Annotated in this window: 12 protein-coding genes; 3 read left to right on the forward strand and 9 right to left on the reverse strand. The window is 59.6% G+C overall.

Annotated features, from left to right (window positions below; genetic code table 11):
- Positions 1 to 20 precede the first annotated feature (20 nt).
- On the forward strand, positions 21 to 1,316 hold the full coding sequence (locus NL116_RS06215; RefSeq protein WP_494376443.1) for a Fic family protein: 1,296 nt from the start codon (positions 21 to 23) through the stop codon (positions 1,314 to 1,316).
- Here NL116_RS06215 and NL116_RS06220 read toward each other — a convergent pair.
- The 3 genes from NL116_RS06220 to plsB all read right to left on the reverse strand — a co-directional run bounded on the left by NL116_RS06220 (position 1,198) and on the right by plsB (position 5,185).
- Positions 1,198 to 1,887 (reverse strand): DUF4197 domain-containing protein, encoded by a 690-nt coding sequence (locus NL116_RS06220; protein ID WP_494376444.1) that lies wholly within the window; start codon positions 1,885 to 1,887, stop codon positions 1,198 to 1,200. The two genes, NL116_RS06215 and NL116_RS06220, sit on opposite strands and share 119 nt — an antisense overlap.
- A 101-nt stretch (positions 1,888 to 1,988) precedes the next feature.
- The gene (locus NL116_RS06225) at positions 1,989 to 2,591 is read right to left on the reverse strand and encodes a hypothetical protein (RefSeq protein WP_494376445.1); all 603 of its coding nucleotides are present in this window, start codon (positions 2,589 to 2,591) and stop codon (positions 1,989 to 1,991) included.
- 95 nt (positions 2,592 to 2,686) lie between these two features.
- Positions 2,687 to 5,185 carry a glycerol-3-phosphate 1-O-acyltransferase PlsB gene (plsB, locus tag NL116_RS06230; protein WP_494376446.1) on the reverse strand — a complete coding sequence of 833 codons (2,499 nt, stop codon included), beginning with the start codon at positions 5,183 to 5,185 and terminating at the stop codon, positions 2,687 to 2,689.
- Between the two features lie 166 nt (positions 5,186 to 5,351).
- Between plsB and NL116_RS06235 the strand changes: the two genes are divergently transcribed.
- Positions 5,352 to 5,561, forward strand: a complete 210-nt coding sequence (locus NL116_RS06235) for a cold-shock protein (RefSeq protein WP_010462862.1) — start codon at positions 5,352 to 5,354, stop codon at positions 5,559 to 5,561.
- A gap of 135 nt (positions 5,562 to 5,696) precedes the next feature.
- Here NL116_RS06235 and NL116_RS06240 read toward each other — a convergent pair whose 3' ends face one another.
- The 4 genes from NL116_RS06240 to NL116_RS06255 all read right to left on the reverse strand — a co-directional run bounded on the left by NL116_RS06240 (position 5,697) and on the right by NL116_RS06255 (position 10,908).
- Complete coding sequence (locus NL116_RS06240) at positions 5,697 to 6,074, reverse strand: hypothetical protein (RefSeq protein WP_007947690.1); 378 nt, start codon at positions 6,072 to 6,074, stop codon at positions 5,697 to 5,699.
- Positions 6,075 to 6,158: 84 nt separating this feature from the next.
- A complete protein-coding gene (locus NL116_RS06245; protein WP_494376447.1) occupies positions 6,159 to 6,968 on the reverse strand; it encodes a putative RNA methyltransferase in 810 nt (269 codons plus the stop codon).
- On the reverse strand, positions 6,968 to 8,119 hold the full coding sequence (gene dapE, locus NL116_RS06250) for a succinyl-diaminopimelate desuccinylase (protein WP_494376448.1): 1,152 nt from the start codon (positions 8,117 to 8,119) through the stop codon (positions 6,968 to 6,970). The genes NL116_RS06245 and dapE overlap by 1 nt, the downstream gene beginning before the upstream one ends.
- Before the next feature lie 197 nt (positions 8,120 to 8,316).
- On the reverse strand, positions 8,317 to 10,908 hold the full coding sequence (locus tag NL116_RS06255; RefSeq protein ID WP_494376449.1) for a glycosyltransferase: 2,592 nt from the start codon (positions 10,906 to 10,908) through the stop codon (positions 8,317 to 8,319).
- Positions 10,909 to 11,120: 212 nt separating this feature from the next.
- On the opposite strand from NL116_RS06255, the gene tcdA reads away from it, so the two are divergent.
- Positions 11,121 to 11,939: a tRNA cyclic N6-threonylcarbamoyladenosine(37) synthase TcdA gene (gene tcdA / locus NL116_RS06260; protein ID WP_494376450.1), complete on the forward strand. Its 819-nt coding sequence runs from the start codon at positions 11,121 to 11,123 to the stop codon at positions 11,937 to 11,939.
- A 116-nt stretch (positions 11,940 to 12,055) separates the two neighbouring features.
- Here tcdA and NL116_RS06265 read toward each other — a convergent pair whose 3' ends face one another.
- Both NL116_RS06265 and NL116_RS06270 read right to left on the reverse strand, forming a co-directional pair.
- Positions 12,056 to 12,460: a SufE family protein gene (locus NL116_RS06265; RefSeq protein ID WP_494376451.1), complete on the reverse strand. Its 405-nt coding sequence runs from the start codon at positions 12,458 to 12,460 to the stop codon at positions 12,056 to 12,058.
- Positions 12,457 to 13,662 carry an aminotransferase class V-fold PLP-dependent enzyme gene (locus tag NL116_RS06270; RefSeq protein ID WP_494376452.1) on the reverse strand — a complete coding sequence of 402 codons (1,206 nt, stop codon included), beginning with the start codon at positions 13,660 to 13,662 and terminating at the stop codon, positions 12,457 to 12,459. Before NL116_RS06270 ends, NL116_RS06265 begins: the two co-directional genes overlap by 4 nt.
- Between the last annotated feature and the right edge of the window lie 97 nt (positions 13,663 to 13,759).

Below are 13,759 nucleotides of genomic sequence, written 5' to 3' on the forward strand. Positions count from 1 at the left end.
CGAGTATTGAGTCAGTCGTCATGAAGAAACCACCGGTTGTAACGGGCAGGACCGATCCTGTGTTCGACCTGTTGATGAAATCGCCCCACAAGGAGCGCCTTCCGGACTACCTGGCCCTGCTAAAGCCTCTGGATGATCAGGGGCGTTACCTTCCTTTCGATGAATTACGTTACCGCTGGGCGCCGGGGCTGGATTCAAGAGTGTGCTGGGCCTTGATCAAAAAGGCCCGGACAGCACAGTATTCCTCCCTTCTGCCCTTGGGGGAGCCGGTCCAGTGGGGCCACTTCGTGCTGACGCCGTTGGCGCAGAAAGCCATTTCGGCAGTCGATCGGCAAACCACCACCGCCGCGCTGGAATACATGACCAGCCAGATCGGTGAACGCGCGCATTTCAGCTATCTGCTCAATGACCTGATCGAAGACGAAGCCATTAGCAGCAGCCAACTCGAAGGCGCTGCAACGACCACGCGAGTGGCCAAGGACATGCTCAAGCGCCATCGCCTGCCGCGTACGCCCGACGAGCGAATGGTCATTGGCAACTACCAGATGATGAACTTTGCCTGGGAGCAGCGTTATGAACCACTGAGTGTGGAACTCATCGCCGCGATGCATCGTGTTGGCGTCGAGGGTATTAATGATGCGCAGTATTCGCCGGGCGAATTCAGAGGCAATGATGTTGTAGTGGTGCAGGACGGCGAGGGCAACACGGTTCATACACCGCCGCCCGCAGCAGGGCTGGTGTCGCGCTTGCAGCTGCTGTCGAAGTGGATCAATCAGTCCAACAACGATATCAACCGTGGGGACTACCTCCATCCGCTGGTGAAAGGCATCGCGCTGCATTTTGCCTTGGGGTACGAGCATCCTTTTCGCGATGGCAATGGTCGTGTCGCGCGGGCGCTGTTCTACTGGTTCATGTTCAAGAGTGACTTCTCGGCGTTTCGCTACATTGCGATCAGCGTGTTGCTGCGCAACGCACCCGTGAAATACGGGCGGTCGTATTTGAATACCGAAGCCGATGAACTGGACCTGACTTACTTCATCGATTTCCAGTGTTCGGTGATCCTGCGGGCCGTCAGTGGTTTTACCGAGGTCTATCGCAAGAGTCTGGCTTGCACCGAGCGCTTTGATCGCTGGTTGAAAAAGCCCGCTGAACCAATAAAGGTCAGCGGGCTTTTTTACAGCGGTCAGTTACTCGAAATTACAACGTCCCAAACACCTTCTTCGCCAAACTGGTCGCCGCCGCCGCAGGGTTCTGGCGGATGGTTTCTTCCTGTTTGCCGATCATCTCGAACAAGCCGTTCAGGGCTTGCTCGGTGACGTAGCTTTCGATGTTGGCGTTCTTGGTGTCCAGCACGCCCATGGTCGCCGCCTGACCGGCGAACGTGTTGTATTGCTTGGCCAGACCGACCTGATCAGTGGCTTGCTTCACAATCGGCAGGAACTTGGCGCGGATCTGTTCGCGGCTGGTTTTGTTCAGGTACTGAGTGGCCGAGTCGTTGCCGCCGCTGAGGATGCCCTTGGCATCTTCCACACTCATTTTCTTCACCGCGTCCACGAGGATTGGCTGCGCCTGGGTCACGGCGGTTTCAGCTGCTTTGTTCATGCTGGCTTCCAGTTCGTCGACCTGATCGCCCATGCCAAACTGCTTCATCTTGCCGGCGACCTTGCCGAGTTTGCCCGGCAAACCGATTTTCACCTCCGGGTTGTTGCTGAAACCACCGGGTGTGCCGAGTTGTTTGACCGCCAGCTGCGCCCCTTGGGTCAAGGCATCCTTGAGGCCGCCGGTGGCGTCTTTTTGCGACAGGTCGTTGAGCGTCAGCGCCAGTGCGCTGGCAGAGATCAGCAAGCCTGCGCAGAGGCCGGCGAAGCGAAGGGTAGGGCGAAGCATGGCAGCTTCCTTGTTCGAAAGAGGAGTGGAGTGAAACGCTGGCGATAATCTAACGGATTTTTACAGCAGTTTCGCCCGTGTAGCGTTGATGAACACTATTTTCAGACTTTACTGAAGGGTTTCAACACAACGGAGTGGGGAGACACCTCTATTGAATTGCGGTATTCATTTTCAGTCGCCCTCAGGGTATAGCGCTTGCCCGGCACCACAGTGTCCGGATCGTACTCGAGATAAAACGCCTCTGCCATGTGTTCACTGATATGCACCTGAGTCAGTTGCACCGTCGCGTTGTCGTGCTCATGGGCAATAATGGTCACCGCATGTTCGGGTTCGACTACTTCAGGTTCTTGCGCTTGAATGTAGAGGCGGCCGATAGGGCTCAAGTGCAGGGTTTGGCGGTGCGGTGCACGGTGAACAATCACGAAGTAGTCCAGGTCAATCAGCAGCGGAGCACCGTTATGGGTCATGCTGACCGTGACGCGGTATTTGACGCTTACATCGAAATAGTTGTGGGCAAACGAGAAGTTCCAGCGCCCGCTGCGCAGTACCGGCTCTTGATAATGTGCGACTTTCACAGGCGTCATAGAATTTGCAGTTTGAACAGTTATAGACGTTTGACCGTCGCCATCGCTGGGCGGTAGAAAGTCTTCAGGCAAACTAAAAGTCAGGGTGATGTAGTGTTGGTTATCTTCTAATGAGTTCATCGCGATATCCGTATCGGGATTAGTGGGGTGCGTCTATTAATCCATAGCTGAGCGAAGATAAGAACGTCCTTGTTCTTATAGTCATTGTCAGCAAGTTACAGACTCTCCAACTTGGCCTGATCCGCCGCATCTTCACTGCGATGCAGCGCCACCTGACGGATCGACAAGCGAATCTCCGCCGGCAATACGCGTTTGGCCGCGCCTTCGGCCAGTTCGCCGAGCAATTCGTGATAGCTCAATTTGCCGACTTCGTCGCGCTTGAGGACGTCGAGATCCAACATCGTCTGGATGAAGTGACGGAACAAGCTCTTGTCGAAGAATTCCGGGGCGTTCAGGCCATGGAGAATCGACAGGCGCTGGGCCATCACCGTGCACAAGTCCTCCAGCTCTTCGGCGCTGATGCTGTTCTGGCCGCTGTTGAGCAATAAAGAGACGGTCATGTAGAAGCGCTGCAAGGTCTGGGCGATGCTCTTCGACAGCAAGGTCAGCAACACGAAATGCCGGGAGCTTGGCGCCGGACGCAGGTACACATCGTTTTCGAAACGCAGCAGGCCCTGTTCGACGAACGCTTCCAGCCATTGGTCGATCACGCTGTCGAGTTCATCCATGGACCAGCGAATAAACAGTTCCGATTGCAGATACGGATACAGCGCACGGGTGTAGCGCAGGATCTGTTCGCGGTTCATGCGCGAGGCACTTTGGAAGAAGCTCGCCAGCAGCGCCGGCAGCGCAAAGATGTGCAGGACGTTGTTGCGGTAGTAGGTCATGAGGACAGCGTTTTGCTCGTCCAGGTACAAAATTTTGCCCAGGGCATCGCTCTGCTCGGACAGCAGGTCCATGTCCTTCACGTGCTCGATCAGCGCACGACCGTCACCTTCCGGCAGCGTGGTGTGCGGCGAATACGGCACCTTGCGCAGCAGCGCCAGATACAGATCGAGCACCCGTGCCATGGCGCGATCATCCAGCGCCAGACGGCTGGTGGACAGCAACGCCAGGGCCACCAGGTTCACCGGGTTGATCGCCGCCGCTTCGTTCAAATGCTGCGCGACTTTTTTGCCGAGTCGGTTAGTTGTTTCGTTGAGCCAGGCCGGTTTGAATTGCGGGCCGAGTTCCTGTTGGCGCCAGTCTGGCTGTTCGCTGTCGAGGAACTCCGCCAGTTTGATCGGTTCGCCGAAATTCACCGCCACCTGGCCGAAGCGCTGCTTGAGTGCGCCGATGACTTTGAAAATATCGAAAATCGACTCTTTTTTCTTGGTCGCGCCCCGCAGCTCGCCGAGGTAGGTCCGGCCTTCCAACACGCGCTCGTAGCCGATGTACACCGGCACAAACACGATGGGCATGCGCGACGAACGCAGGAAGCTGCGCAGGGTAATTGCGAGCATCCCGGTTTTTGGTTGCAGCATGCGTCCGGTACGCGACCGGCCGCCCTCGACAAAGTATTCGACCGGGAAACCTTTGGTGAACAGCGTGTGCAGGTATTCGTTGAACACCGAGGTGTACAACGGGTTGCCCTTGAAGGTACGGCGCATGAAGAACGCCCCGCCGCGCCGCAGCAGACCGCCGATACCCGGCATGTTGAGATTGATCCCGGCGGCGATGTGCGGCGGGGTCAGGCCATTGCGAAACAGCAGATAGGACAGCAGCAGGTAGTCGATATGGCTGCGGTGGCAGGGTACGTAGATCACTTCGTAACCCGGTGCGACCTTTTGTACGCCTTCGATGTTGTTGACCTTGATGCCGTCGTAGATCTTGTTCCAGAACCAGCTCAGCACCACTTCCATGAAGCGGATCGCGGTGTAGGTGTAGTCGGAGGCGATTTCGTTGCCGTAGCGCAATGCCTGGGCCTTGGCTTTTTCCGGGGAAATGTTTTCGCGCTCGGCTTCGTCGAGGATCGCTTGCTTGACCAGTGGCTGGTTGAGCAAACCTTTGACCAGATTGCGACGGTGGGAAATGTCCGGGCCGATGACGGCGGCCTTGAGGTTGCGAAAGTGCACCCGCAAGATCCGCTGGGCCATGCGCACGGTGCGCTCGTGGCCTTTGTTGTGATCGATCAGCTCACGCAAGTGGATCGGTGCGGAGAACTGCACGCGGGTCTTGCGTCCCAGCACGATGATGCTGAGCAAGCGGCGCAGACGCCCGGTCACCGCCCAGCTGTCGGCGAAGAGCAATTTCCACGGGCTCGATTCGCTGTCCGGCGACTGGCCCCAGAACACACTGACCGGAATGATCTGCGCATCTTCGGCGGCATTCTGGCTCAGGGCACTGACCAGTCGGGTCAGGGTCGGCGGCGCGCCGCGTTTGTCCTGACGGCCGAGCCAGTCGGGCTCAGGCGTCAGGTAAAAGAACGCGGCGGGTTCCACCAGGTTACCCACTGAAACCGGCAACACCGGGCGGGGCAGGCCGGCCTTGCTGCATTCGGTGTCGACCACGGCGAGGTCGGTCAGCGAAGGGTTTTGCAGCACGTAGAACACCGGGCGACTGCGATCGAGGTCAAGGGTGAACGACGACTGGTTGATCGTCTCCGAGCGAACCCAGAGATAGAGCAATCGGCGCAGGGTGCCAAACACAAGACGGCGGAACGGGGAGCGGGTCATACGACTTCTGCGTGAGTGAGTAAAACCGAGCAAATGCTCGGGCGCCGGATAGTGTGCCGTATTCACCGAAAATCGGCAAAAAAGCGGCTAAGTAAAGTGAGTTGAGAGTTTTGACGGCTGTCATATACTCGGCCGTTCAAAATAAAAACAAGGGGGGTACTGATTCATGGCTACGCGCGAAACCGGCAATGTGAAGTGGTTCAACGACGCCAAGGGCTACGGCTTTATTCAACGCGAGGACGGAGTGGACGTGTTCGTGCATTACCGCGCGATTCGCGGCGAAGGTCACCGTTCGCTGGCTGAAGGCCAGCAGGTTGAATACGCCGTGGTGACCGGCGAGAAAGGGCTGCAGGCTGAGGACGTTGTAGGTTTGTAAACCCGATCTTCAGATCACCCAGAACCACTGTGGGAGCGAGCTTGCTCGCGATGACTGACTGACATTCAACATTGATGTTGGCTGACAGGGCCCCATCGCGAGCAAGCTCGCTCCCACAGGTTTTGTGTACTGGTTTTAAGCAGTTTTCCAGGTGATTTCTTCTTCACCATCAGCGCTGATACGCATCCAGCGATCCGCTGTCTCTTCACCTTCTTCCTCGACCCACGTCCCCGGCGCGCAACGCACTTCGACGTTCAGCGCGGCAAAGGCGGCGCGGGCGCAGGCGATGTCGTCTTCCCATGGGGTCTGGTCGCTGTCCAGGAACAGGCTGTTCCATTTGCCCACGGCCTTGGGCAGCCAGGTGACGGGCACGTTGCCGGCCTTGCACTTGTAGGTCTGGCCTTTCTGGACCCAGTCGGTGCACGGGCCCAATGCAGTGCCGAGCCAGGCCGCGATGGCTTTGTAGTCGACGTCGGCGTCTTTCAGGTAAATCTCGATATCGGGTTGGCGCATGGATATCCTCACTGCGGGTCTGAAAAATCCATTCGCGGATTTAGCCGGCCTCGAGCCGTTGCTCAAGACCAAAAAATTAAGGGTTTATTGAAGAACGAAGTAATCGTAGCGCATTGAAACAGTGACCTCGAACGGCTCGGCTTGTTCGATGACCGCTGCGCGGCGTTCGGCACTGGCGCGCCAGCCGTGGGGCGTCATGGCCAGCAGGTTCGCGCGGTCCTGACCCTCTGCAAGCGTCAGTTTGAATTCCAGGGTTTCACTGTGAGCCAACGCCATGCCGTCCGGCACCAAGGCCAGGTGTTTGTCGTCGGTGTACTCGCGGACTTCGTCGTACAGCCGCTCGCGCAACTCCATCAAATGGCCGCTGGTCGGCCCGACTTTCATCAAACCGCCGCCGGGGCTGAGCAAGCGTTTGGCCTCTTCCCAATCCAATGGGCTGAAGACGCTGGCGAGAAACTGGCAACTGCCCGAGGCCAACGGCACCCGCGCCATGCTGGCGATCAACCAGGTGAGTTGCGGGTTGCGTTTGCAGGCGCGTTTGACCGCTTCGCGGGAGATGTCCAGCGCGTAACCGTCTGCGTTGGGCACGGCCTCGGCGATTTGCGCGGTGTAGTAACCCTCGCCGCAACCAATGTCGAGCCAGCGCTGTGGCGCGTAGTGCGCCGCCAGTTCGGCCAGACGCTTGGCCACCGGTGCGTAATGGCCGGCGTTCAAGAAGTCGCGGCGGGCTTCGACCATGGCCAGGTTATCCCCAGGGTCGCGGCTGTTTTTGTGCTGCACCGGCAACAGGTTCAGGTAACCCTGGCGCGCACGGTCGAAACGATGCCCGGCGGGGCAGGCCACGCCGTTGTCCACCGCGTTCAGCGGTTCACTGCAGATCGGGCACGCGAGCATCAGGCGAGCAACTTGATCAGGGTCTGGTAGTAGATTTCGGTCAGCACGTCGAGGTCGGCGGCCAGTACACGCTCGTTGACCTGATGGATCGTTGCGTTGACCGGGCCCAGTTCAACCACCTGCGTACCCATGGTCGCGATGAAGCGCCCGTCGGAGGTGCCACCGCTGGTGGACGCCTTGGTATCGCGACCGGTGATGTCCTTGATGCTCGACGCCACGGCATCCAGCAACGCACCCGGCTCGGTCAGGAACGGCAGGCCGGACAGCGCCCAGTCGATGTGCCAGTCCAGGCCATGCTTGTCGAGGATGTCGGCGACGCGTTTTTGCAGGCCTTCAACGGTGGATTCGGTGGAGAAACGGAAGTTGAACACCGTCACCAGATCGCCCGGAATCACGTTGGTCGCGCCGGTGCCGGAATTGACGTTGGAGATCTGGAAACTGGTCGGCGGGAAGAAATCGTTGCCGTGGTCCCAATGCTCGGCGGCCAGTTCGGCCAGGGCCGGGGCCGCGAGGTGGATCGGGTTCTTGGCGAGGTGCGGATAGGCCACGTGGCCCTGCACACCGCGAACGGTCAGCTTGGCACCGAGGGAGCCGCGACGGCCGTTCTTGACCACGTCGCCTACCAGCGTGGTGCTCGACGGTTCGCCGACGATGCACCAGTCCAGACGTTCTTTACGCGCGGCAAGGCGTTCCACCACTGCCTTGGTGCCGTGGTGCGCCGGGCCTTCTTCGTCGCTGGTGATCAGGAAAGCGACCTTGCCCTTGTGATCCGGGTAATCGGCAACGAAGCGCTCGGCGGCCACGGTCATCGACGCGAGACTGCCTTTCATGTCCGCCGCGCCACGGCCACAGAGCATGCCGTGTTCGTCGATCAGCGCGTTGAACGGGTCGATCTGCCAGGCGGCGACCGGACCGGTCGGCACCACGTCGGTGTGACCGGCGAAGCACAGCACCGGGCCGTCGTGTTTGCCGTGGGTCGCCCAGAAGTTATCCACATCTTCGATGCGCATCGGTTCCAGCATGAAGCCGGCATCGCCCAGGCGCTGCATCATCTGCTTCTGGCAATCGGCGTCGACCGGCGTCACGGACGGACGGCGGATCAGGTCGATGGCGAGTTGAAGGGTCGGCGAAAGGTCGGCGTGGGCCGTCATGGAAAACTCCGGAAGCTAATTGTGTAGGAGCAGAGCTTGCTCGCGATGAACGATGATGAGGTCTTTCTGTTACACCAGGTCGCATCAATCGCGAGCACGCTTTGCGCCTACAGGAATTGGTGCTGGGCGCGCAAAATGGCGGTTATCTTAAAGCAAAACGGCGGCCATTGGCCGCCGTTTAGTGCATCTCTAAGGATTTAGACAGCCGGTGCCGGCTCCGGCTCGGCGGCCGGTTTCGGCAGCGAGGACAGGAACGCCATGATCAGCGCCGCCAGATACGGCAGCGACTGCACCAGCAACATAGTCACCCAGAAGCGCATGTCATTGCTCGGCAGGCCGTTGACCAGGAAAATCCCCAGCGCCGCGCTCCACAACAGCAACATGATGAACACCTCTTCACGGGCCTCCGAAATCGCCACCCAGAAGCCGTGGTTATCGGCGTTTTTCGGCGTGCGGAAAAACGGAATGCTGCTGGTGAAGAAGCCGTACAGCACCGCTTTGGCGATGGTGTGCGACAACGCGAGCCCGGCCAGAGCCGCGCAGAACGCATCTTTGAGGTTCACGCCGACGGCGCGGCGATACAGGAAGATGATCTTGCCGACCTTGAACACGAACAGCGCCAATGGCGGGATCGCGAAAATCAGCAACGGCGGATCAACCCGCTGCGGCACGATGATCATCGCCGCCGACCACAACAATGCGCCGACAGTGAAAAAGATGTTCATGCCATCCGCGACCCACGGCAGCCAGCCCGCGAGGAAGTGGTAACGCTGGCCACGGGTCAGCTCGGTGTCCTTGCCGCGCAGCAGACTGGCGGTGTGGCGCTTGATGATCTGAATCGCTCCGTAGGCCCAGCGGAAACGCTGTTTCTTGAAGTCGATAAAGGTATCGGGCATCAAGCCTTTGCCGTAGCTGGTGTGGTAATACGCCGCCGACAGGCCTTTTTCGAATACACGCAAACCCAACTCGGCGTCTTCACAGATGCACCAGTCAGCCCAGCCGAGCTCTTCAAGCACCGAGCGCCGGGTCATGGTCATGGTGCCGTGCTGGATGATCGCGTCACGGTCATTACGGGTGACCATGCCGATGTGGAAGAAGCCTTTGTATTCCGCGTAGCAGAGCTTTTTGAAGGTGCTTTCGTTCTGATCGCGATAGTCCTGCGGCGACTGCACCACAGCGATTTTCGGGTCGGCGAAGTGCGGCACCATGTGCTTGAGCCAGTTGGGATCGACGCAGTAGTCCGAGTCGATCACCGCGATCACTTCGGCATCCTTGGCGGTGTGTGGGATCAGGTAGTTCAGCGCGCCGCCCTTGAAACCGGCCAGCGGTGCGACGTGGAAAAATTTGAAGCGCGGGCCGAGGGTTTCGCAGTAATCGCGCACCGGTTCCCAGACCGCCGGGTCCTTGGTGTTGTTGTCGATGATCAGGACTTCGAAGTCCGGGTAATCGAGATTGGCCAAGGCGTTGAGGGTCTGTTTGACCATCTCCGGCGGCTCGTTGTAGCAGGGCACATGGATAGAGACTTTTGGTCTGTAGTCCGAATCGCCCACCACCGGCAGGAATTCACGCCGACGCTTGTGGGTCCAGACCGCTTCGGCCAGTTCATGCGCCTCGGTCAGCAGAACAATAAAGACCCCGAGTGCGCCGAGTGCCAGAAGGAATCCGACCGTCAGGCTGAACCAGGTGCTGTATTGCTGGCTGTAGTCGTAACCGATCCACACCAGTACCGAACCGCACAGGAAGGCGATAAAGGTCAGGAAGGTGCGGCCACGCTGGCGCAGGGCCGAGCCGTCGATCATCAGCAGGGTCAGGGACAGCAACGCCAAGACGGCCGAGCCGATCGCCAGCACCCGCCATTGCGGGATTGCGACGACCGGGCCTTCGAAGTTGAATTTCTGCTGGCGCGCGGCGTTGAACACGCCCCAATACGCGCCCACCGAGCCTTCGTCGCTGGCCTTCCACGGCTGGTCAAACGCTTCGATCACGAAGTAGTTGAAGCCCTGGCGGTTGAGTTTGTTGACCAGGGTGCGCAGGTAGATCGCCTGATCCGCCGGGCTCGCATCGGTGCCGCCACGCATACGGCCGTTGCTCGGCCAGCCAACCTCCGAGAGCAGCAGCGGTTTTTTCGGGAACATCTTTTTCAGGTCGCGGGCGCGGTCGAGGACGAACTGACCGGCCTTGTCCACCGGGATGAATTCCCAGTAAGGCAGAACGTGGGCGGCGATCAGGTCGACGTGCTTGGCCAGTTCCGGGTGTTCTTCCCAGACGTGCCACTGCTCGGACGTGGTCACCGGCACCTTTACGGCGGCGCGGACGCGATCGAGGATTACGCTCAGTTCGGCGGCGGTGATTTCCTTACGGAAGATCGCCTCGTTTCCTACAACCACGCGAACCACGCTACGGGAGGTGTTGGCAATTTCGATGGCGCGGGTGATTTCGCGCTCATTGCGTTCCTGGTCCGGGCTGATCCAGATCCCCAGGGTCACGCGCAGGCCGAATTCCTCGGCGAGCTTGGGAATGTCTTCCAGGGTGCCGTCGACCGAGTAAGTACGGATGTTGTCCGTCAACTTGCTCATGATCTCCAGGTCGCGACGCATTTGATCGTCGGTCGGGTACTGCTCTTTCTGTGGGTACTGGCCTTGCTGGAATGGCGAGTACGAAAAGCCGGAGATCTGTTCAGGCCAGTTGGGGGCGGTGACCGGGCGGTTGATCAGCGCCCAGAAGCCGGTAAACAAGGCTGCGATGGCGAGCACCACGACCAGGTTGAGTCCAAATTTGCGGGATGACATAGCTATTTCAGGTTCCAAAGACTGTGGAACGAAGGAACGGTTGGCGGTCGCCAAGGGGCGCGCATCCTACACCGGGCATTCTCTTTACGTACAGCAGACAGGGAATTACCGGACGTTGGGCAGTTGGCTTTCACATAAGTTCTTACACTTGTAGATTGAAATTCAAAATTTGGCCCAGCGAAGCCCTATAATGCGCGCCGGTTTTTGGGGTAATGGTCATGAGTACAGAAGATCCGCGGTTTGCAGGCATCGCCCGTTTGTATGGCATCGAGGGGCTGGAGCGCCTGCGCGCGGCGCATGTGGCGATCGTTGGCGTCGGCGGCGTGGGTTCGTGGGCAGCGGAAGCCATTGCCCGCTGTGGCGTGGGCGAGATTTCGCTGTTTGACCTCGACGACGTCTGCGTCAGCAACGCCAACCGGCAGTTGCACGCACTGGACAGCACCGTCGGCAAACCCAAGGTCGAGGTAATGGCCGAGCGCCTGCGCGGGATCAACCCGGAGTGCACGGTGCATGCGGTGGCGGATTTCGTTACCCGCGAGACCATGGCCGAATACATCACGCCGAACATCGACTGCGTGATCGACTGCATCGACAGCGTCAACGCCAAGGCCGCGCTGATTGCCTGGTGCAAGCGTCGCAAGATCCAGATCATCACCACCGGCGGGGCGGGAGGGCAGATTGATCCGACGCTGATCCAGGTGTGCGACTTGAACCGTACGTTCAATGATCCGTTGGCGTCGAAGGTGCGCTCGACCTTGCGTCGTGATTACGGATTCTCCCGGACCGTGACCCGCCATTACAGCGTGCCATGTGTGTTTTCCACCGAACAACTGCGCTACCCGAAACCGGATGGCAGCATCTGTTTGCAGAAAAGTTTTGTCGGTGATGGCGTGAAGCTGGACTGTGCTGGCGGGTTTGGTGCGGTGATGATGGTGACGGCGACCTTCGGGATGGTCGCGGCGACCAAGGCTGTGGACAAGATTGTTGCGGGTGTTCGGCGTCCTTCGGACCGGGTTAAACCTGGGGTTTGATGGGGGGCTGATGGCCCCTTCGCGAGCAAGCCCGCTCCCACATTTGATCGGTGTTGGATACAAAATCCGGATACACCACACATCCATTGTGGGCGCGGGCTTGCTCGCGAAGGCGATTAACCCGCCAACTCATTCATCCGCTGGAACACGGCATTCAGGCCATTGCTGCGTGACGGCGACAGTTGCCGCGACAGCCCAAGCTGATGGAACCACTCCGGCAAATCCACCAGCCGCAACTCCACCGTCGACAAGCCGTTAACCCGCGCCAGCAACAACGCCACCAACCCGCGAATCAATCGCGCATCGCTGCTCGCTGCAAACTGCCAATGGCCGTCCTGCAGCGCGCCCACCAACCACACCTGGCTTTCACAGCCGTGCACCCGGTTGGCATCCACTTTATCCACATCACTCAATGCCGGCAGGCGGTCGCCCCATTGCATCAGCAATCGCGCCCGCTGTTCCCAGCCGGCGGCGTTATGGAACGTCTCCAGCGCCGTCACCGCATCGGCAGGCAGACTCATCGCAACAGCTCCAGCGCCTGATCCAGCGCTTCAAAGAACCGCTCCAGGTCTTCGGAATCGTTGTACAGCGCCAACGAGACCCGGATCGCCCCAGCCAGTTCGAAGCTTTTGAGCAGCGGCATCGCGCAGTGATGACCGGCGCGAACGGCAATCCCCTGTTCGGTCAGCAAATGCGCCAGATCCGAGTTATGCACACCCTCGACGACAAAACTCGCCAGGGCCAGTTGCGGTTTACCCAGCAGGCGGATGCCGTTACGGGCCTCAAGCCCCTTCAGCAAATAATCATGCAGCGCCGCTTCATGGGCGATAACGGCGTCCTGATCGAGCCCGGCGAGGTAGTCCAGCGTCGCGCCCAGACCAATCACACTGGCGATGGGTGGTGTTCCAGCCTCGAAACCCAGCGGGGCCGGGCGAAAGCGTGCGTGGTGATAATCGGCATCCAGCACCATTTCGCCACCGAACTGCCAGTGACGCAGTTGTTTTAGCGCTTCGTTGCGTCCGAACAGCACGCCCAAGCCGTCGGGGCCATAGAGTTTGTGGCTGGAAAATACGTAGAAGTCGCATCCCAGCGCCTGCACGTCATGCCGGCCATGCACCACGCCTTGTGCGCCATCGACGACGGTCAACGCATCGTGCGTCTCGGCCATTGCCAACAAGGCGGGCAACGGCTGCCACGCGCCAAGCACGTTGGACAGCTGACTGACCGCCAGCAAGCGGGTTTGCGGCCCGATCAACTGCGCGGCGGCATCCAGATCAATCAAGCCGCCGGCGTCCAGCGGCAGGATCACCAGTTTCAACTCGCGCCGCTGAGCCAGTTGCTGCCACGGCAGCAGGTTGGCGTGATGTTCCAGAGCACTGATGACAATCTCATCGCCCGGATTGAAAAGATGCTCCAGGCCATAGGCCAGGAGGTTCAGCGCGGAAGTCGCGCCGTGGGTAAAGATGATCTGTCCGCAATCGCCTGCATTCAGCCATTGCGCGACCTTGCTGCGGCTGGCCTCGAACGCCTGGGTGGCGTGGGCGCCGGGCAGATGTTGCGCCCGATGCACGTTGGCTGCGCCGTTGGCGTAGTAATGCGTGAGGGCATCCAGCAGGGCTTGAGGCTTTTGCGTGGTGGCGGCGTTGTCCAGATAGGTCTGGTCTTGCCGTTGCAGAGCGGCGATGGCCGGAAAATCGGCGCGCCAGGGAGAGTGAATCATCATGTCATTCGGCCCATGCGCATGACCTTGTGAGAGCGAGCCTGCTCGCGAAGGCGTCCTTGAGGCCGCCGAAAAGCTTCGCGAGCAGGTTCGCTCCCAC

It is taken from the genome of Pseudomonas sp. FBCC-B1667 (assembly GCF_059133255.1).